Origin of the sequence: Rhizobium nepotum 39/7 (genome assembly GCF_000949865.1) — a bacterium.
Lineage (GTDB): Bacteria > Pseudomonadota > Alphaproteobacteria > Rhizobiales > Rhizobiaceae > Agrobacterium > Agrobacterium nepotum.
In genome coordinates this window covers 1-19687 of sequence record NZ_JWJH01000020.1, presented here as the reverse complement: position 1 = coordinate 19687, position 19687 = coordinate 1, and the positions used below count along the sequence as shown (strand labels likewise).

The 19687-nt window shown below is 60.2% G+C and carries 17 protein-coding genes and 1 other RNA gene; 3 read left to right on the top strand and 15 right to left on the bottom strand.

Going from position 1 to position 19687, the window contains the following annotated elements:
- Positions 1 to 4: 4 nt before the first annotated feature.
- From ftsW to RS75_RS19795, 15 genes are all read right to left on the bottom strand, one after another.
- Positions 5 to 1159: a putative lipid II flippase FtsW gene (gene ftsW, locus RS75_RS19860; RefSeq protein ID WP_045023696.1), complete on the bottom strand. Its 1155-nt coding sequence runs from the start codon at positions 1157 to 1159 to the stop codon at positions 5 to 7.
- 4 nt (positions 1160 to 1163) lie between these two features.
- Entirely contained in the window at positions 1164 to 2573 is a 1410-nt protein-coding gene (murD, locus tag RS75_RS19855) for a UDP-N-acetylmuramoyl-L-alanine--D-glutamate ligase (protein ID WP_045023694.1), read from the bottom strand.
- A 3-nt stretch (positions 2574 to 2576) separates the two neighbouring features.
- Entirely contained in the window at positions 2577 to 3677 is a 1101-nt protein-coding gene (mraY, locus tag RS75_RS19850) for a phospho-N-acetylmuramoyl-pentapeptide-transferase (RefSeq protein WP_045023692.1), read from the bottom strand.
- 23 nt (positions 3678 to 3700) lie between these two features.
- Positions 3701 to 5134 (bottom strand): UDP-N-acetylmuramoylalanyl-D-glutamyl-2,6-diaminopimelate--D-alanyl-D-alanine ligase, encoded by a 1434-nt coding sequence (locus RS75_RS19845; protein ID WP_045023690.1) that lies wholly within the window; start codon positions 5132 to 5134, stop codon positions 3701 to 3703.
- A complete protein-coding gene (locus tag RS75_RS19840) occupies positions 5131 to 6600 on the bottom strand; it encodes a UDP-N-acetylmuramoyl-L-alanyl-D-glutamate--2,6-diaminopimelate ligase (RefSeq protein WP_045023689.1) in 1470 nt (489 codons plus the stop codon). The genes RS75_RS19845 and RS75_RS19840 overlap by 4 nt, the downstream gene beginning before the upstream one ends.
- Positions 6601 to 6659: 59 nt before the next feature.
- Positions 6660 to 8402 (bottom strand): peptidoglycan D,D-transpeptidase FtsI family protein, encoded by a 1743-nt coding sequence (locus tag RS75_RS19835; protein WP_045023688.1) that lies wholly within the window; start codon positions 8400 to 8402, stop codon positions 6660 to 6662.
- Complete coding sequence (gene ftsL / locus RS75_RS19830; protein WP_045023686.1) at positions 8402 to 8956, bottom strand: cell division protein FtsL; 555 nt, start codon at positions 8954 to 8956, stop codon at positions 8402 to 8404. The genes RS75_RS19835 and ftsL overlap by 1 nt, the downstream gene beginning before the upstream one ends.
- Position 8957: 1 nt before the next feature.
- Positions 8958 to 9983, bottom strand: a complete 1026-nt coding sequence (rsmH, locus tag RS75_RS19825; RefSeq protein WP_045023683.1) for a 16S rRNA (cytosine(1402)-N(4))-methyltransferase RsmH — start codon at positions 9981 to 9983, stop codon at positions 8958 to 8960.
- Positions 9984 to 9997: 14 nt separating this feature from the next.
- On the bottom strand, positions 9998 to 10438 hold the full coding sequence (gene mraZ / locus RS75_RS19820; protein ID WP_003513235.1) for a division/cell wall cluster transcriptional repressor MraZ: 441 nt from the start codon (positions 10436 to 10438) through the stop codon (positions 9998 to 10000).
- 398 nt (positions 10439 to 10836) lie between these two features.
- Positions 10837 to 11238: RNase P RNA component class A (gene rnpB, locus RS75_RS25180), an RNA gene on the bottom strand.
- A 56-nt stretch (positions 11239 to 11294) separates the two neighbouring features.
- Entirely contained in the window at positions 11295 to 12485 is a 1191-nt protein-coding gene (locus tag RS75_RS19815; protein WP_045023679.1) for an NAD(P)/FAD-dependent oxidoreductase, read from the bottom strand.
- 65 nt (positions 12486 to 12550) lie between these two features.
- A complete protein-coding gene (locus RS75_RS19810; RefSeq protein ID WP_045023676.1) occupies positions 12551 to 13738 on the bottom strand; it encodes an NAD(P)/FAD-dependent oxidoreductase in 1188 nt (395 codons plus the stop codon).
- 93 nt (positions 13739 to 13831) lie between these two features.
- Positions 13832 to 14371, bottom strand: a complete 540-nt coding sequence (locus tag RS75_RS19805; RefSeq protein WP_045023674.1) for a lytic transglycosylase domain-containing protein — start codon at positions 14369 to 14371, stop codon at positions 13832 to 13834.
- 247 nt (positions 14372 to 14618) lie between these two features.
- The gene (locus tag RS75_RS19800; RefSeq protein WP_045023672.1) at positions 14619 to 15398 is read right to left on the bottom strand and encodes an N-acetylmuramoyl-L-alanine amidase; all 780 of its coding nucleotides are present in this window, start codon (positions 15396 to 15398) and stop codon (positions 14619 to 14621) included.
- Positions 15395 to 16135, bottom strand: coding sequence for a J domain-containing protein (locus RS75_RS19795; protein WP_045023670.1), 741 nt, complete (start codon positions 16133 to 16135; stop codon positions 15395 to 15397). Before RS75_RS19795 ends, RS75_RS19800 begins: the two co-directional genes overlap by 4 nt.
- A gap of 342 nt (positions 16136 to 16477) precedes the next feature.
- Between RS75_RS19795 and RS75_RS19790 the strand changes: the two genes are divergently transcribed.
- The 3 genes from RS75_RS19790 (at position 16478) to RS75_RS19780 (ending at position 19561) form a co-directional block, all read left to right on the top strand.
- The gene (locus RS75_RS19790) at positions 16478 to 17689 is read left to right on the top strand and encodes a pyrophosphate--fructose-6-phosphate 1-phosphotransferase (RefSeq protein ID WP_045023894.1); all 1212 of its coding nucleotides are present in this window, start codon (positions 16478 to 16480) and stop codon (positions 17687 to 17689) included.
- Between the two features lie 51 nt (positions 17690 to 17740).
- Positions 17741 to 18376, top strand: coding sequence for a LysE family translocator (locus RS75_RS19785; RefSeq protein WP_045023668.1), 636 nt, complete (start codon positions 17741 to 17743; stop codon positions 18374 to 18376).
- Between the two features lie 135 nt (positions 18377 to 18511).
- Positions 18512 to 19561: a lytic transglycosylase domain-containing protein gene (locus RS75_RS19780; protein ID WP_045023666.1), complete on the top strand. Its 1050-nt coding sequence runs from the start codon at positions 18512 to 18514 to the stop codon at positions 19559 to 19561.
- The last annotated feature ends 126 nt before the right edge of the window (positions 19562 to 19687 follow it).

The window sequence follows — 19687 nt, the reverse complement described above, 5'->3', positions numbered from 1 at the left end:
TCATTTACTCCGCTGGGACGCCGGAACCGACGCGAAAGAAGCTGCGCTCCTGCGCCCTCTTTTCCGGTCTGTGGCGGGTCAGCGCCAGAAGGAAGCCCGCCGTGACGCAGATCGCCATCATCGACGAACCGCCATAGGAAATCAGCGGCAGAGTCATGCCCTTGGCGGGCATCAGTTCCAGATTGACGCCAATGTTGATCATCGACTGCATGCCGATCTGCAGCACCAAGCCGGCGACGGCAAAACGGCAGAAATCGTCCTTTTCCCTGAAGGCGTGCGACAGGCCGCGCAGCACGATGAAAGCGAAGATCAACACCAGGAACATGCAGAAAACGATGCCGAATTCTTCCGCCGCCACCGAGAAGATGAAGTCGGTATGGCTGTCGGGAATGATCCGCTTGACGATGCCCTCACCCGGTCCACGGCCAAACCAGTCGCCGCGAATGATCGCTTCGCGCGCCGTATCCACCTGGAAAGTATCGCCCTCACCGGTCCAGAAACGGTCGATACGGCCGGCAACGTGCGGCAGGAGCAGATAGGCGGAGACGATGCCGGCAACGCCGAGGCCACCGAGTACGACGATCCAGAACCACGGCACGCCGGCCATGAAGAACATGCCGCCCCATACCACGGATGTCAGGATGGTCTGACCGAAGTCGGGCTGGGCGATCAGAAGCGCCGCCACGATGCCGAAGGTGATGATGGCGAAAAGATTGCCCGGAATTTCAGGATGACGCGCCCGTTCGGCAAACAGCCATGCGCAGACGATGACGAAAGCGGGCTTCATGAATTCCGACGGCTGGATCGAAAAGGTGCCGATGGAAATCCAGCGCCGCGCGCCCTTGACCTCGATGCCGAAAAAGAGCGCGAAAATCATCATCAGCAGCGCAGCAATCAGCATCATCACTGCCACGCGCCTGACCTGACGCGGCGACAGAAAGGAAAGACCGACCATGATCGCCAGCGACGGCACCATGAACATCGCCTGACGTTCCACGAAGAAGAAGCTGTTGAGACCGATACGTTCGGCAACCGCCGGCGATGCCGCGAATGACAGCATCAGGCCGATGCCCATCAGCGCGATGAACGCCGCCAGAAAGAAACGGTCGATCGTCCAGAACCACTCCGCGACCGGACCGCGATCAACTCGGCTTACCATGGCCTCAGCCCCCTTTTCCAGAGTGAACCAGCATCGTCATGCCATCGAGCGCAGCAACCTGCGCGACGAACGAATCACCTCTGATTTCAAAGTTCTTATATTGATCGAAGCTTGCGCAAGCCGGGGACAACATCACGATATTTCCGGCCGTCGCGTCTTTTTCCGCATCCGCTGCCGCATGCTGGACCGCTTTGTCCAGCGTGCCGGAGATTTCGTAAGGCACGGCCTCGCCAAGCGTCGCCGCAAATTCCGCCGCCGCCTCGCCGATCAGATAGGCCTTGGCGATGTGTGGAAACAGCGGCGAAAGGCTGGCTATGCCGCCCGCCTTCGGCAGGCCGCCGGCGATCCAGTAGATGCGCTCATAGCTCGACAAAGCCGGTGCTGCGGCATCTGCATTGGTGGCCTTGCTGTCGTTGACGAAGGTGACATTACCGCGTCGGCCAACCGGCTGCATGCGATGTTTGAGGCCGGGGAAGGATTTGAGACCGGCACGGACGTCCTCTTCGGAAACCCCGACGGCAAGGCAGGCGGCAATCGCAGCCGCCGCATTCTGCGCATTGTGGCTGCCGCGAAGGGTCTGGATACCGTCCAGATCGACCAGCAGCGAAGAAGTGCCACCATGCGCCCGGAAAATGCGGCTGCCTTCGGCATAAAGACCTTCGGAAACGACATTACGCTTCGAGATGCGCTCCACCTTCACGCCGGCGCGTTCGATGCGGTCGGCGATGAGCGTGGAATAGCTGTCATCCACGCCGACAATCGCCGTGCCGCTGCCGGCCACAAGCCGTTCCTTGACGTCAGCATAATGCTGCATCGTGCCGTGCCGGTCGAGATGATCCGGCGTGAGATTGAGCAGAATACCGGCAGTCGGATTGATCGTCGGCGCCAGATCGATCTGGTAGGACGAGCATTCGACAACGTAATAGCGTTCCGCTTTCGGCGGATCGAGGCTCAGCACCGCTGTGCCAATATTGCCGCCGAGCTGCGTATCACGTCCCGATGATGTGAGAATATGGGCAATCAGCGCCGTCGTCGTGGACTTGCCGTTCGTGCCTGTTATGGCGATGAAGGGGCAATCCGGTGCATGGGCACGGCGCTCGCGAACGAAAAGCTCGATATCGCCGATGACCTCGACACCCGCCGCCCGCGCAAGGTCAACCGACCAATGCGGCTTCGGATGCGTCAACGGCACGCCCGGCGCCAGCACGAAAGATGAAAAGGAGTGCCAGTCTATCGTTCGAAGGTCCGCTGTCGTTATGCCTTCGGCTTCCGCCTTGGCGACGCTATCGGGATTGTCGTCGAAAGCAACGACATCGGCCCCGCCGGCAACCAGCGCCCGGGCCGTGACGAGACCCGAACCGCCAAGCCCGAAAAGCGCAACCTTCTTACCTCTAAACGACGTGACCGGGATCATTGCTCACCTCAGCTTCAGGGTGGCGAGGCCGAGCAGCGCAAGACCCACGGAGATGATCCAGAAACGGATAACCACCTGGCTTTCCGTCCAGCCCTTTTTCTCGAAATGATGGTGGATAGGCGCCATCAGGAAAACACGTCTGCCGGTACGCTTGAACCAGAAGACCTGGATGATGACCGACAGCGTTTCAATCACGAACAGACCGCCGACGATGACCATGACGATCTCGTGCTTGGTGGCGACCGCGATGGAGCCGATGAGGCCACCAAGCGCCAGCGAACCCGTATCGCCCATGAAGATTGCGGCGGGTGGCGCATTGAACCACAGGAAACCGAGACCAGCGCCGACCACCGCACCGACGATGACGGCGAGTTCACCCGTGCCGGGCACGAAATTGATCTGCAGGTAATTGGCGAAAACCGCGTTACCGGCGAGATAGGCGATCACGCCGAAAGTCGCGGCGGCAATCATGACAGGCACGATCGCAAGACCATCGAGGCCGTCTGTCAGGTTCACCGCATTGCCTGCACCGACGATCACGAAAGCACCGAACAGCACGAAGAAATAGCCGAGATTGATCACGAATTCCTTGAAGAACGGAAAGGCGATGGAGCTTCCGAGCGTGCCGCCATGCGGCGCGGAAGCAAGCGCCATCTTCATCATGAAGAAAACGGCGATCGCCGCGATCACGAACTCGATACCGAGGCGCGCCTTGCCCGAGAAACCCTTGTCGCTCTGCTTCGTCACCTTCAGATAATCATCGTAAAAGCCGATCGCCCCGAAGCCGAGCGTCACCATCAGAACGGCCACGACATAGACATTCGAAAGGTCGCCCCACAGCAGCGAACCGCCAAGGATACCCGCAAGGATCATCAGCCCGCCCATGGTCGGCGTTCCGGCTTTCTTGAAATGCGTCTGCGGTCCATCGGCGCGGATCGGCTGGCCCTTGCCCTGGCGCACGCGCAACGAGTTGATGATCGCCGGTCCGAACAGGAAGACGATCAACGCGGAGGTGAACATCGCCGCACCCGTCCGGAAGGTGATGTACCGGAAGAGGTTGAAGAGTTGAATTTTATCCGACAGTTCGACGAGCCAGATCAGCATAATTGCCCTTTCAAAAGGCTATTTCAGACGTGGCGTTCCGTCTCGGGGAATGCCGGATACTTGTCAAGCAGTGCCGCGACAATCTTGCCGAAACCCAGCCCAAGTGACGATTTTACCATCAGCGCGTCTCCCGGTTGCACCCATTGCAGGGCAAAATCGGCCAGTTCCGCTGTCGTCGGGAACCAGATGACCGTCACGCTGTCCGGAAGCGCGTCGCGAAGGGCGGCCATCGCCTCCCCCGCCAGCCAGACATGTTCGATACCGCCGGCCAGCAGCGGTCCGGCCAGTTCCTCATGCAGCCGAGCCGAGAATTCGCCCATCTCCAGCATGTCGCCGAGAACGGCAACGCGCCGGCCATAACCTTGAGTCTCCGTTTCCGCAAGCACGGCAATCGCCGCCCGCATGGAGGCGGGATTGGCGTTGTAGCTTTCGTCGATCAGCAGGAAGGACCCGCCATCTATCGTCAGGCGATGGCGTTGGCCGCGCCCTTTCACCGCCTCAAGCGTTCCCAGTGCCTCGAAGGCACGGTCGAGATTGGCGCCGGTGACGGCAACGGCACCCAGCACGGCCATGGCATTGTCGGCAATGTGCCGGCCAGGAACGTTCAGGTGCAATTCGCTCGTCTCGCCGTTCAGGATCGCCCAGATGGTCGAGCCGGTGGGCGTGCTTTCGAAATCGGCAAGCCGGAAATCCGCCTTGGCGTGCTGGCCGAAGGTGAGGATATGCTCGATACCCTGCTCCTGCGCCGCTTCTTCAAGTTGCTCGAACTGGGCGTTGTCGCGGTTGAGGATGACGGAACCGCCCTCCTCCAGCCCTTCGAATATCTCCGCCTTGGCGCTGGCGATCTCTTCTATGTTCTTGAAATTGCCGAGATGGGCCGCTGCGATCGTCGTGATGATCGCCACATGCGGCCGCACCATCTTGACCAGCGGGCGGATTTCGCCGGAATGGTTCATACCGACTTCGAACACACCGAATTCGGTGTCGGCGGGCATGCGCGCCAGCGTCAGCGGCACGCCCCAATGGTTGTTGAAGGAGGCCACCGCCGCATGGACCCTGCCCGAGGGCTCCAGAGCCTGCCGCAGCATCTCCTTCGTCGTCGTCTTGCCGACAGAACCGGTCACCGCGATGATCCGCGCCGTGGTTCTTTCACGCGCCGCGATGGCGAGTTTGCCGAGTGCGGCAAGAACATCCTCCACGACGATCATCGGCACGGTCAGGCGGCCAAGAGCCGGCAGCTTGCCTTCGGCCACGACCAGAAGACCGGCCCCGTTGGCGACGGCAAAACTCGTATAGTCATGGCCGTCGACCCGGTCGCCCTTGATCGCGAAAAAGGCCTCGCCGGCTTTGACAGTCCGGCTGTCGATGGAAATGCCGGTGATCCCGGCCGGCAGGTTCCCGACGGGACGCCCTGCCGTCACGGCGATCATCTCGGCGACTGTCCATAACCAATTCAAATCTTCAATCCTTCCAGCCCTGCCAGCGCAGCGCGCACCTGTTCATGATCGGAAAACGGCAGCGTCACGGAACCGACGATCTGCCCCTCTTCATGCCCCTTGCCCGCGACGATCAGCGTATCGCCGTTCGAAAGCAGCGATACCGCATGGCGGATCGCCTCTGCCCTGTCGCCGATCTCCAATGCACCCGGCGCCGCCACTATCACCTCGGAACGGATCGTTGCGGCGTCTTCCGAACGTGGATTGTCGTCGGTGACGATGACGATGTCGGAAAGGCGTGTCGCAACCTCGCCCATGATCGGGCGCTTGCCCTTGTCACGGTCGCCGCCGCAGCCGAAGACGGTGATGATACGACCGGAGGTAAAGGGCCTGACCGAGGTCAGCACATTCTCCAGCGCATCCGGCTTGTGGGCATAATCCACATAGGCAAGTGCGCCGTTTCTGGTCTGGCCAACGAGTTCCAGACGACCGGCAGCGCCGATCAGCTTTTCAAGCGCCTTCATGGCCGTTGCGACGGAAACGCCGGTGGACATGGCAAGACCGGCAGCGACGAGCGCATTGGCCACCTGAAAATCACCGGCCAGAGGAATGTCGACCTCCTGGATCACGCCGTCATGATGCACTTCGATCAGCTGCTTGTGGCGGAAATGCTCTACCCGCTTCAATGTCAGGTAATCGCCCTTGCGGCCGACGGTACGCACATCGAGACCTGCTTCGCGCGCAGCACGGATTGCCTGCTCCGACCACAGGTCGTCGGCAAAGATCACCGCAGGCGCACCCTTTTCCATCAACGTATCGAACAGCCGCATCTTCGCGGCCATGTAGTCCTCGATTGTCGGGTGATAATCCATGTGGTCGCGGCCGAGATTGGTAAACCCGGCGGCAGCGAGCTTCACGCCATCGAGACGACGCTGGTCGAGGCCGTGGCTCGAAGCCTCCATGGCCGCATGTGTCACACCTTCGGAGGCAAGCTCGGCCAGAAGCGCATGCAACGTTACCGGGTCGGGCGTAGTGAGCGCACCGTAATCTTCGCGACCGGGAGCGATCACGCCCGTCGTGCCGATCTGTGCGGCGGCATGGCCAGCGAAAGCCCAGATTTGCCGCACGAAGGAGGCAACGGACGTCTTTCCCGCAGTACCGGTGACGGCAACCATGGTTTCAGGCTGTTTTCCGTAAAAACGGGAAGCGGCAAGCGAAAGATAGAGGCGCGGGTCCGTAACGGAAAGCACCGGCACATCGGCGTCTAGCGCATGTCCGGAGACAATGGCGACCGCACCCTTGGCGACCGCGTCCCGCACATAGGCCGCGCCATCCGCCTTGGTTCCCGCAACCGCCACGAACAGGCTGCCGGGCGCAGCCCTGCGGCTGTCTGCGGTTATCCCCCCGATTTCGATCGCCCCGATCTCAGACAGGAGCAATTCATTCAATTCCGGAAACGCCGCCCCGGATATATCTCGCAAATTCATCGACTGTGTCCGTCTTGTCCCCCCGGCGCGAATCGCCGGAACATCATAAGCTCTAACAATCAATAAGACACGAGCAAGGCCGAGCCATCCTTGCCGAAATTCGGCTTCACGCCCAGCACCGCCGCCGTGCGGGTAATGATATCATGCACCATCGGCGCCGCAGACGTACCGGCAAGTGCCGCGCCATTGCCCTTGTCCGTCTTCGGTTCGTCGATGAAGGTCAGCACCACATATTGCGGATTGTCGATCGGGAATGCCGACAGGAAGGCATTGAAGTTCTTGTCGTGCACGTAACGGCCGTTGACGACCTTGTCCGCCGTGCCCGTCTTGCCGCCGACGTTGAAACCATCGACACGCGCGTTGCGGCCGGAACCGTTGACGCCGTTCCATTCGAACAGGAAACGCATGTCCTTGCTGGTGGTGGGTTTCAGAACCTGCTTGGCCACCAGATCCGCCTGTTCACGAGTGCGCGGCAGGAAAGTTGGTTCGATCAGCTTGCCGCCATTGACGAGTGCCGCACCGGCAACCGCCGTCTGCAGCGGCGTCGTCGAAACGCCGTGGCCGAAAGAGATGGTGATGGAGTTGATCTTCTTCCATTCGCGCGGCTGCGACGGCATCGCCACTTCCGGCAATTCCGTCTGCATCCGGGTTAAAAGGCCGAGGCGCGTCAGAAACTCCTTATGGCCTTCCGTGCCGACCGTATCGGCGATCTTGGCCGTACCGATATTGGACGAGAACTGGAAGATTTCCGGCACGGAAAGAAGCCGTCCCTTGCCGTGGAAGTCCTTGATGGTGAAGCCGCCGATGCGGATCGGATACCGCGCATCGAAAGTATCGCCAAGACGGACACGGCCCGAATCAAGACCCATGGCGATGGTGAAGGATTTGAAGGTGGAGCCCATTTCGAACGTGCCGTTCGACATGCGGTTGAGCCAGCCCTCCTTCGCGCCTTCGGCCGGGTTGTTCGGATCGTAATCCGGCACCGAGGCCATGGCGAGGATTTCGCCGGTGTGCACATCCATGACCACAGCGCCCGCGCCGATTGCCTGGAACTTGGCGATGGCGGAAGTGACCACTTCGCGCACGATGGACTGCACACGCAGATCAATCGAAAGCTTCACCGGCTCCAGCGGCTGATCGCTGGTCATGCCAAGCGCCGTCAGATCGGCAAGCCCCTGACTATCGACATAACGTTCCATGCCGGCCACGCCGCGATTGTCGATGTTGACGTGACCGACAATATGGGCGGCTGTCGGGCCGCCGGGATAAAAGCGGCGCTTTTCCGGGCGGAAACCGACGCCGGGAATGCCGAGCGCAAGGATCTGGCTCTGCTGCTTCGGCGTCAGCTGACGGCGCAGCCACTGGAAGCGCGAATTGGAGGAAAGCTTCTGATAGGTGCCGCGCTGGTCGAGGTCCGGCAGGACGGTGCGCAGTTTTTCGATGGCTTCGTCGATATCGACGATGCGATGCGGCTCGGCAAACAGCGAGACGGTGCGGATATCGGTCGCCAGCACCTCGCCGTTACGGTCGAGAAGGTCGGGACGCGAAGCCATCAGCCGGTCAGCGGGGGCGATGCTCGAAACCGTTTCCTGCTCGGCAAGACCGTATTGCACCAGACGTCCGCCAACGATGCCGTAAAAAACAATGAAGCCGAAAAAGATAAGGCCGACCCGGCTTTTCGCCTGGGTCGCCCTCTTCTTGCGGGCGCCCTCGAAAGCAGCATGGTCCGTATGAACACCGTTGGTGCTGGCGGAAAAGTGAGCCTTGCTCTTCAAAACCATGGCGCGGGAGAGAAAAGACATCAGCGGTTCACCGATCCTGTCATGGTTGCATCCGTATCGCCGTCTTCATCGCCTGCGATAGCAGAAACGGCCGGAGCCGCCGTGGAACGGGAAACGCGCGCCCTGGGTGTCGGAACAGGAGCGCCGTTGACGGCGATCTGGCCTGCGGGCGGCGATTTCTTTTTGGCGGCCCCGCCCAGCGTCGCGCCGGGTTTCGAACCGTTGACGGCGGCGGCGATGACATCCGCAACACTCATGCCTTCCGGCTCGGGCGGTTGCGGCAATTGCGAGCGCAGCATGGGAAGCTCGCGCGGCTGCGCCAATTGTGTGGGCAGCGTCGGTGAAAGACCAAGCTCGTCCTGATAGGCATTCACGAGACGATGCAGACGGTTCGGCTGCGTCAGCAGCGCCCAGTCGGCCCGTAGAAGATCGATCGTGTCTTTTTCGAGCTTGATTTCGGTCTCGAGCTTGCGAACCTGCTCCAGCTTCAGATCGGTCTTGTGCTTGATCGAATAGGTCACGACAGCCGCAGCGACCATGACCCCCATCAACACGACATCGAACGTGCGCAGCATGTCAGCCTCCCATTTTTTCAAGGCTGGCGAGATCGGGAAGCTCGAAAATCGAAAAATCCGCCGCACGCGCCGGCGCCGTCGTGCGCAGGCCTGCCCGCAGCTTGGCCGAACGGGCGCGTGGATTGATCTCCGCCTCCTCGTCGCTTGCGGCGATCATCGGCTTGCCGATATTTTCGAAAATGGCGGGCTTGTCTTCCACCATCGGCAGATGGCGGGAACCGGCAGCCTTTCCGGAACGTTCGGAGAAGAATTTCTTGACGATGCGGTCTTCGAGCGAATGAAACGTGACGACAACCAGACGACCGCCGGGCTTCAAAGCCCGTTCGGCGGCAAACAGGGCCTGCGCCAGTTCGCCCAGTTCGTCATTGACGAAAACGCGAAGCGCCTGAAACACCCGTGTTGCGGGATGGATCTTGTCTTTCGCCTTGCGCGGCGTGACGATTTCTATGAGGCCAGCCAGATCGCGCGTGGTGCGGAAGGGCTCATCCGCCCGCCTCTTCTCGATGGCGCGGGCGATGCGGCCCGGCTGCTTTTCCTCACCGAGAAAACCGAAGATACGGATAAGATCGCCAACCTTGGCACGATTGACCACATCCGCCGCCGAGACGCCGGAACTGGACATGCGCATATCGAGGGGACCGTTCCTCTGAAAGGAAAACCCGCGCTCGGCCTCGTCAATCTGCATGGAGGAAACGCCGATATCGAGAACCACGCCGTCGAGGCCGCCTTCCGGCGCATGCGCAGCCAGATCGGAGAATTGCGATTGAATAAGAACAAGCCTGCCGTCATTTGCGGCAACCATGGCCTGGCCGCCGGCGATCGCGTTCGGATCGCGGTCGAGCGCGATGACGTTGGCGCCGTGGTCGAGAATTGCCTGGGTGTAGCCGCCGGCGCCGAAAGTGCCGTCGAGGATGATTTTTCCGGATGCGGGTTCGAGCGCAGCGATCACTTCGCGAAGCAATACCGGGATGTGACGCTGAGGTCCGTCACCGGCATCAGAAGATCGCCCGCCAGAATTCGCCGTCATTCCGTGTCCCCGTCCTATGCGGGGCGTGCAGCCGAAAAACCGCGCCCCGCTCTTGCTGCCGCCTGCGCCGCCAAAAACGCCTGCGGTTGCCAAAGCTGAAAATGATCCGCTCGTCCAACGAAGGTGACATCGGTGGATATGCCGGTAAATTCCCGAACGAAATCCGTCACCATCAATCGACCTTCCTGGTCGAGCTTCATGAAAACGCCGCCGCCGTGAACCAGCAGCGACATTGCGTTCGCCTCCGGCGAGAAAGCATCCATGGACGCAATCTGCCGCTCGTAGCGCTCCAGCAAATCCGGACCGCCGACACTGATTGCCGGGAACGCGAAATCCTGAAGACAATAAAGCTCCTGAATGCCACGCTGCGCCAGCACCGAACGAAACGGAGACGGAACCGAAACGCGCCCCTTGGCGTCGATCCTGTTCGTTACGTTCGATAAAAAGCGGTCCATTACTCAACTCGCCAAAACCGCTTTCCGCAAAGCAGATCACCCGCCCCACAGATAACACCGGTACGCACGACACATCGCCAAGCGCCAGGGCGACATGCCCTGTAGCAGCCCCTTGCAGGCTCCTCACTCGTTTCAGCGATTGCGGGTCAAAAACACGACCCAGTGTGGTGTGCATTTGGGATACCATGGGACACTATGGGCGTCAATGGGAGAAGCCCGCACGATGCCGACTTCGCATCGGAAATTCATAAGCCGTTAAGTTTAACGAATGGTTTACTTCGCGCGCGAAGGTGCTTTTTCGCGACACGAGAAAGCGCGATGAAATCACCGTTTTCCGTTTCAAAACAATGGAATGATTACGCCAAGCCGGAACTCTCGTCTCGCGGCAGATAAGGAAATTCGCCAGTTGGCCTGTAAGCCGGGTTCTGTATGGCTCCGGTTTGACCCGGAACGTGGCAGCCATTCATCTGGGACGGCATTTGCATGCCGCCTCTCGCAACCCACCCGGATGACGGGCCCGGAAACCGGCTGTAAACGGGCTTTCGCCCGTCCCATGTCATCCCTATTCGGTCTTGCTCCCGGTGGGGTTTACCTTGCCACCACTGTCACCAGCGGCGCGGTGGGCTCTTACCCCACCCTTTCACCCTTACCATGCAAAGCATGGCGGTTTGCTCTCTGTGGCACTTTCCCTGGGGTCGCCCCCGCCGGACGTTATCCGGCACCGTATTTCCGTGGAGCCCGGACTTTCCTCACCTTACCGTCTTTCGACATTGGTAAAGCGCGGCTGCCCAGCCAACTGGCATGGCGTCAATAACCATGTTCTTTGGCGAAAGCCACCGAAAAGCGCAACGAAAGATCAAAGAAATGCAGGCTTGAAATCCGTGGCATAGGCGTCGTCGCCAATTTCTCCGTTCAGCAGCAGCTGGGCGCCTAACCGCCCGATCTCATCGGAACTCTTGGCAGCCGTACCGTTGCCGCCAGTCAGAACCGCGATGCGCGGCGAGGAGGTAAAACCGATGGCAGGATAACCGCCCGGTGTTTTGGACACGACGCAGGCGGCCATGGAAATGCGCGACCGATCGATGGACGGCACCAGTGTCCCGATGATGGCCGAGAGATGGTCGCGAACGCTTTCGCGCCCGCCGGAACGGAACCATGCGCGGATTTCGGGATCGCTGCCGACAGGCTTGTCATCGGGATCGCCGCCGATTTTCAGATAAAACCTGCCGTCGGGATAACGCACGGGCGGCAGAAGATAGATATGTTTCGTCACGTCGCGCGGGTCATAGATCAGCGACGGCATGCCCGCATATTGCCCCAGATCCTCCTCATCGATCTCGAAGAAGGCGACGGTGCGCCCATAGACATCGAGCGCGATCGGCTGCGGCAGCAGATCCTTCGTGATCGAAAAACCACCTGCCGCAACCAGCACCCGGTCCGCGGTATAGACCGCGCCAGAAGCCGTCTCGACCCGAGCACAACCAGCCGCTTCCCGGGTTGAGATGACGATATCGTCGATAAGTGTGACACCGGCCTTTGCCGCCAGAATGCTTTGCGCCTTCACCAGCGCGCGCGGATTGACGTAGCCGGCATTGTCCTTTTCGAACACACCCTCGCTGCCCGGCTCGAAGGAAAAATAGGGAAAGTCCCTCTTGAGGCTTTCGCCATCCATCAGCTCCGTGGAAACCCCAAGCCCGGCCGCAGCCTTGCGGATATTGTCGATCAAAGGATTGTCGCCGCCCCGTTCGGGTCCGACGATCAGGCATCCGACAGGCGCGTAAAATTCCACGCCGCTCCTTGCCGCTATATCGGCGTAACGCGCAATCGAGCGGTTGGCGAGCAAGGCCCAATCCGCTTTGCTGTCGATAGTACGGGTAATACGCGCCTCATCGTAATGGCTGGCGAAAACGCCCTTATGCGATGTGATGTCGGCAGGTTCACCGGGGCCGATAAGGGCGACGCCATCGGTCTTTTCCGCCAAGTGGCGCGCGGCGGCGGCACCCATCATGCCACGACCCACGACGATATATTTGAAATGTCCCGACATGCCGTCCTCTTTGCCTCAACCCGCTCCATTCAGCCGCGACTTTGTAGCCGCTTCGCCGCTGAATGTCAGACAAAAACCGGTGACATTTCGGCGGCAAAATCAGTCTCGGTCAGCTGACCATCCAGAAGTAGCACCGCGCCCAACCGCCCGATCTCGTCCGAAGACTTGGCGGACACGAAATTGCCGCCGGTCAGAACCGCAATATTGGAGGATTGCGTGTAGCCGATATAGGGATAGCCGCTGCGGGTGATGGAGGCGACGCAGGAACCCGACGTCACGGGGCAGCCCGCAAGTTCCGGCATCAGGGAGATCGCCCGCTTTTCCAGGAATTCGACTTCGCCAGGCGTGCCGTCCGAATGGAACCAGCCAACCGCATCGGTCAGCGTTTCAAGCCTGCCCTTTTCGCTCTCGCCGCCAATCTTCAGATAGACTTTGCCGTCGGGGTAACGCACAGGCGGCAGGATATAGACGATATCGTCCTCCGTCTCCGTCAATACAATGGTCGAGGGCATGGCGCCGAACAGGGCCTGTCTGGCCTCGTCGAGTTCGAAAAACACGATGGTGCGGCCCGTGGCCGCCATATCGACCGGCGACGGCAGAAGATCGGCCATGTTGGTGAAACCGCCGGCCGCCACGATGACCTTTTCCGCCGTGTGAACGGCCCCTTCCCGGGTCGAAACCTCCACACCATCTGAGGTATCGCGAATATGCGCCGCCGTCTTGCGCACCAGCCGCGCGCCCTGCGCAACGGCAATTGCACACTGCGCCCTCACCAGCGCACGCGGATTGACGTGACCGGCATTGCGCGCCTCGAAATAACCGCTGTGGTCGGATGGCAGGGAAAACATCGGAAACCGGCCGGCCAGCACGTCAGTGCCGAGCGTTTCCACGCCGAGACCAAGACGGTCGGTCGAGGAAAGCGCCCTCGACACATAGTCTCCGGCAAGCCCCTTGCCGTTTCCGGTGAAAAGGCAGCCCGCTTCCGTGAAGAAACGAATGCCGCTTTTTGCCTCGATCTCCGCATAGCGCCGGATGGAGCGTTGCGCCAGTTCCGCCCAGACGGGATCTCCGTCGAAACCACGGGTGATGCGGGCTTCATCATAGTGGCTGGAAAACACGCCGGTATGGGTCTTGCGATCGGCGGGCTCGTCCGGTCCGATCAGCGCCACGCCATCCGTCTGCGCCGAAAGGTGCCGCGCTGCCGCAGCACCCATCATTCCGGCACCAACCACGATATATTTGAAATCCGGCATGTCATGCTCCGCATCAGGTTTGCTCCTGACTACAGCATGCACGCACAAACCGGAATCGATTTCCGCAGGCCGGACAAAAGGCCCGAACCGGGTTTAGCTGGCCAGAAGCGCCTGGACCTTGCCGCAATAACGCTTGGACACCGGGTTCATGCGGGTCGCGCCATGGCCGGCATTATAACGCAGGATCGTGCTGCAAACCTCGCCGCCACCAAGCTGATGGGCGGTCGCCAGATATTGCATGCCCCAGCGAATATTGGTCTCGGGGTCGTAAAGGGCCTTGGTGGTGCCGCGAAAGCCCATCATGCGCGCCGTTGCCGGCTTGATCTGCATCAGCCCGACCTCGCCTGCGCTGCCGCGAGCCTTGGGGTTGAACTTGCTTTCCACCGAAACGACCGCATGCGCCAGATTGGTGGGAACGCCGTAGCGCTTGGCATATTTAACGATCAGATCGGAATAGCCGCTCCTGAGCGCCGAAGGCAGGCTCTTTTCGGGAATGGGATAACCGGGCGAACGGAAAAAGGTCCCCAGCGTCACGGTTTTGGTCTTGACGTCCTCGTCTTTGGCAAAAGCAATCCCCGCCTGCGAAACGAGCATAGCAACGCCCGCTGCGACAGCAACAAAAACTCTGTTCATATGCTGAAATAGTCTCCAGATCGGATAACCGGAACAATGAAACGATACAAATGTCCAGCGCGCAGAAAGTCGATCGCGACCTTCCGCAGTCCAGTCTCCTTGATTGATATTGACGGTAAGTTCCCCTGAAGAACAGCACCGCATTCAGTGCCGCTCTTAAACTTCTTTAATGCGGATTAACTGTGGCACGACAAAAAAAGCGACTTGCACAGTCACAAAACGGGGAACGCTTTTCCAGAAATCGTGTTCAGACGGGCGAAAATTTCGGAAGGCTGGAGATCAGCCGATGCAATGTGTCGATCGTGGAAAAATCCGCGATGCCATCCACCAGCGCCGGGCGGAAATGCCGCTGGAAGGCGGCAACGGCACCTTCCGTTTTTTCGCAATAAGCGCCTGTTATTTCAACGCCGTATCCGTAAAGGGAGAGCATGGACTGAAGCGCTTCCACCGGCTGGCCATGATCGCCGCGCTGAAAAAAGCGTCCGCCACGGATCGGCGCAGGCTCCACCCAGTGCCCGACACCGTTCTGCGACAGGATGTCCCACGGGAATTTTTCACCCGGATCAACCTTGCGGATCGGCGCCACATCCGAATGCGCAAGCACCCTTTCAGGGGCGATAGACCAGCGCTGGCCGCAATCGCGACACAATTCGATGACGGCGGCCACCTGTTTTTCCGGAAATTCCGGCAGACCGCCGGGATGGCCCTGATTGGCGATTTCGATGCCGATGGAGCGGGAATTAATGTCCGCCTCCCCCGCCCAGGTGCTTTTGCCCGCGTGCCAGGCGCGGCGGGTTTCCGGAACCAGCTGGATAACGCGCCCGTCCTCGAAGACGAAATAATGACTCGATACCTGGCTTTCCGGATTGCAGAGCCACGAAAGTGCGCCGTCGGCCGTGGTCATGCCGGTATAATGCAGGAGAATGATATCGGGCCCGGCCACATCAAGCCTTTCGCCATGGTTGGGCGAAGGCGCAACGGTTGCGCGCCCGAAATCCGGGTTGAAATCCGGCAGAAATTCACTCATGCGACGCGGCGTTCTTTCTCGATGGCCGCATAAGCGGCATTGAGCGCCGCCATACGCTCATTCGCAGCGGCATGCAATTCCATGGGAACGCCGCGCGCAATCAGCTTGTCCGGATGGTGTTCGGAGACCAGCGACCGATAACGCTTGCGGATGTCGGAGAAATCGTCGGACGGCGAAACGCCGAGCACGCGGTAAGGATCGCGCCCGTCCATGTGAACGTGGCGCGCCATGATCGTTTCGAAGTGATCTTCGGTAATGTGGAAGATTTCCGCGATACGGCCAAGGAAGGCGAGTTCCCGCTCGTGGATCAGCCCATCGGCCTTGGCAATGTGGAACAGGCCGTCGATGACGCTTTCCAGCATCTCGCAATTATCATGGCCGGAACCGCAAAGGCCGGCAAGACGCGAGGCATAGGCCTCGTATCCCGCAACGTCCTGACGCGCGAGATTATAAAGGCGCGCAACGTTCTTGGCTTCTTCTTCCGGAAAATCGAAAATCTGCCGGAAGGCGCGCACCTCGGCATCGTTGACGACGCCGTCGGCCTTCGCCATCTTGGCGGAAAGTGCGATGATGGCCACGGAGAACGAAACCTTGCGGCGGGTCTCCGGGTCTCCCTCGAACAGGGTGCGGATCGCTTCCACCACGCGCGAGAGCGCACCGCCTGCCGCGTCGCCGATCGCGCCGAGCAGTCGCTCCCACAGGGATGAAATATGCAGACAGGCGAAATCGAACATCATGCCGGCAGCATGACGGCATATGGTCGTGAATGCAATATGCCCGGCGCCCCTGCGTCATTAACTTTTATTCATCTTTGCGACAGTTTAGCTTCACGAACAAGGGAGTACGAAGCGCTGCGAATGCGGTTTTCCACAGGCGGCGCAAGCGGGAGCGAAAGCGAGGCCCGACGACAGAGGCCCACCGAACGGATTGAAACGATTATATTCCGATTCTTTCGTCAAGCTGCTGAAAAACCGCGAGAAATCGGCATTTTTCTTGATAAATTCACTTTACACCTACACGCAGCTGTCGCATCCATTTGCCAGACATGTCTTTGGGTATACGTGAAAAGGAGAGCCATGATGGCCAAACAAAAAGTCGCAATGCTGACCGCGGGTGGCCTTGCTCCCTGTCTCTCTTCGGCCGTCGGCGGCCTGATCGAGCGTTATAGCGACGTTGCGCCTGATATCGACATCGTGGCCTATCGCTCCGGCTATCAGGGCGTGCTTCTGGGCGACCGGATCGAGATCAGCAAGGACATGCGCGAAAAGGCCCATCTGCTGCATCGCTACGGCGGATCGCCGATCGGCAACAGCCGCGTCAAGCTCACCAATGCCGCCGATTGCGTCAAGCGCGGGCTGGTGAAGGAGGGTGAAAATCCGTTGCGCGTGGCCGCCGAACGGCTGGCTAGCGACGGCATCACCATTCTCCACACCATCGGCGGCGACGACACCAACACGACGGCCGCCGACCTTGCCGCCTATCTCGGCGCCAATGGTTACGACCTGACCGTCGTTGGCCTGCCGAAGACGGTGGATAACGACGTGGTGCCGATCCGGCAGTCGCTCGGCGCATGGACCGCAGCCGAAGTCGGTGCTTCCTTCTTCGACAATGTCAGCAACGAACAGAGTGCTGCGCCGAAGACCTTCGTCATCCATGAAGTCATGGGCCGCCATTGCGGCTGGCTGACGGCCGCGACCGCACGCGCCTACATCCAGAAGACCAACGGCAACGAATATGTCGAAGGCCTGATGATGAATACGCAGATGAAGAATATCGACGGCATCTACCTGCCGGAAATGGCCTTCGACATCGAGGCGGAGGCCGAGCGCCTGAAGACCATCATGGACAGACACGGCTACGTCACGCTGTTCGTTTCCGAAGGTGCAGGCCTTGATTCCATCGTTGCCGAGCGTGAAGCCTCCGGCGAAGCCGTCAAGCGCGACGCCTTCGGCCATGTGAAGATCGACACCATCAATGTCGGCGGTTGGTTCCAGAAGCAATTCGCCGGCCTCATCGGCGCAGAACGTTCCATGGTGCAGAAGTCAGGCTATTTCGCCCGCTCCGCCCCCGCCAATGGCGAGGACCTGCGCCTCATCCAGGGCATGGTCGATCTCGCCGTCGAAAGCGCGCTCAACAAGGTGTCGGGCGTCACCGGCCATGACGAGGATCAGAAGGGTAAATTGCGGACCATCGAGTTTCCGCGTATCAAGGGCGGAAAGCATTTCGACCTTTCTGCAAAATGGTTTACCGAAGTGATGGAACACGTCGGTCAACCGTTCACAGCGGCCTAATTTTACGATAGGCTAATTGGTGCGGTGACAGGGAGGGCAAGGAGGAAGAGAATGTCTGGACAGGCCTGGCTGGTTTTTTGTGCAGCATGTGCCATTGTGTTCGCACTCCCCTCTCCCCTTGTATTCTCTGTCGCTTCCTATGCCGGCATTCGTGGTAGAAAGACGGTCTTCGCTTCCGTCGGCGGTGGAGCCCTCGGCATCGTCACGGCCATGACGATTTCGGCCATTCCCGTGGCCGGTCTTGCTTATTTGCCGCAGTCCTTTGTGGAAATCATCCAATGGGCCGGCATCGGCTGGCTGATTCTTTTCCTGCTGTGGACCTTTGCGACACCCGCCGCCCAGGCGGCCAATGCCGATAACGACAATCTGCCGGGCAAATCATGGAGCGACATTTTCCGGGATTGTTACGCCGTTGCCGCGTTGCGCCCGCGCTATTTCACGTTCTTTCTGGCCCTTTTGCCGCAATTCGTTTCCGCCTCCGGCAACGCCGTCGAAACACTCGCCGCAGCGCAGGCTGCAATTCTGCTGCTGGCGCTTGCCGTTCTCTCCGCGCAGGCACTCTTTGCCGGCTCCACGCTGACGCTGGTGCGCCGCATGTCCGGCAACAAAAAAATCCGGCCGAAATACCGTACCCACTTCATCTCCGGCCGTGCCGTCAGCGCCGGATACAGGCGCATCGCGGCCTGAAAAACGCCTGAAAGCTGGGGGGCCACGTCCCGGCTTGCCGCTATCCTTACAATAGGTTAATGAAGGTTCGATGGGACACTGCCTGCTTTGCTCGACGCGGGGGTATCGAAAGACAGGCATAACGAAGGCGGCAGCATGCGAAATTCGGCAAAATTCCGCGGAAGAAGCGCACTTCTTCTGTCTTCCACCGTGGGCCTCGCTCTGGCATTGGCCGGATGCACCAGCGTCGAATATGCAGCAAAGGAAGGGCCGAACGGTCCGAAAATCGCGGCAGTCAACCACACCGCAAAGCCGGAAACGGCTGAAGCTGTGGCGGACGCAGCCGCACCGACGGCACAGGCCACTGACGTGGCAACTTCTTCCCAGCCCCCATCGCTTCCAACCGTCACCGCCACCAAGGGCGGTCGTATGGCTCTGCCGCCGGCTTCTGAAATCGCAGCGGCAGCGGCAATCCCCGCCCATATGCAATCGCAGCAACAACAGACCGAGGTGGCGCAGGCTCCCGTGACGACGACCGCGCCGACAACGGCTGCCGCGCTCGCACCCCATGCCGCAACGCCGGCAGCCGCCGCGATCGAAACTGCGAGTGCCACGACAAAACCGGCCGCCGCCGATCTGCCGCAGGTTGTTGCTGTCAAGGGCAGCTTCCCGCCCGCGCCGCCGCCGCCCGGCACGCCGTCGCTCGGCACTGAACTGACGGCGGAACGGAAAGTCATTCCCCTGCCAAAGCCGGACAGCACGGTTCTCGCTTATGCTTCCGGCCCGACCAATGCCGCCCTTGCCGCCATCCGCCAAAACGAAACGGTGACGGCGCCGCTCACTCGCGCGCCGGCCGGACGCGAAAAGCTGAGCGGGCTGATTTCGAAATACGCCACCATGTATGATGTGCCGGAGGATCTGGTGCACCGCGTGGTGCAGCGTGAAAGCATGTACAATCCCGGCGCCTATCACAGCGGCAACTTCGGCCTGATGCAGATCAGGCACGCCACGGCCCGCTCCATGGGCTTCGAGGGTCCCGCGTCCGGTCTGTTCGATGCCGAAACCAATCTCAAATACGCCGTCAAATATCTGCGCGGCGCATGGCTCGTGGCCGATAACAACCGGGACAACGCAGTCCGGCTTTATGCACGCGGCTATTATTACGACGCCAAGCGCAAGGGCATGCTGCACGTTCTGCGGAAGTGATAGCTTAGCGCTGCATCGAGGCTTCCGCCCAAATCCGAGCTATTTCCCGAGATTGGTGACGAAAAGCGCGGAAAATGCCCCCCCCCGTCATCCTCGGGCCTGCCCCACTACTGTCCGGTTTAAATT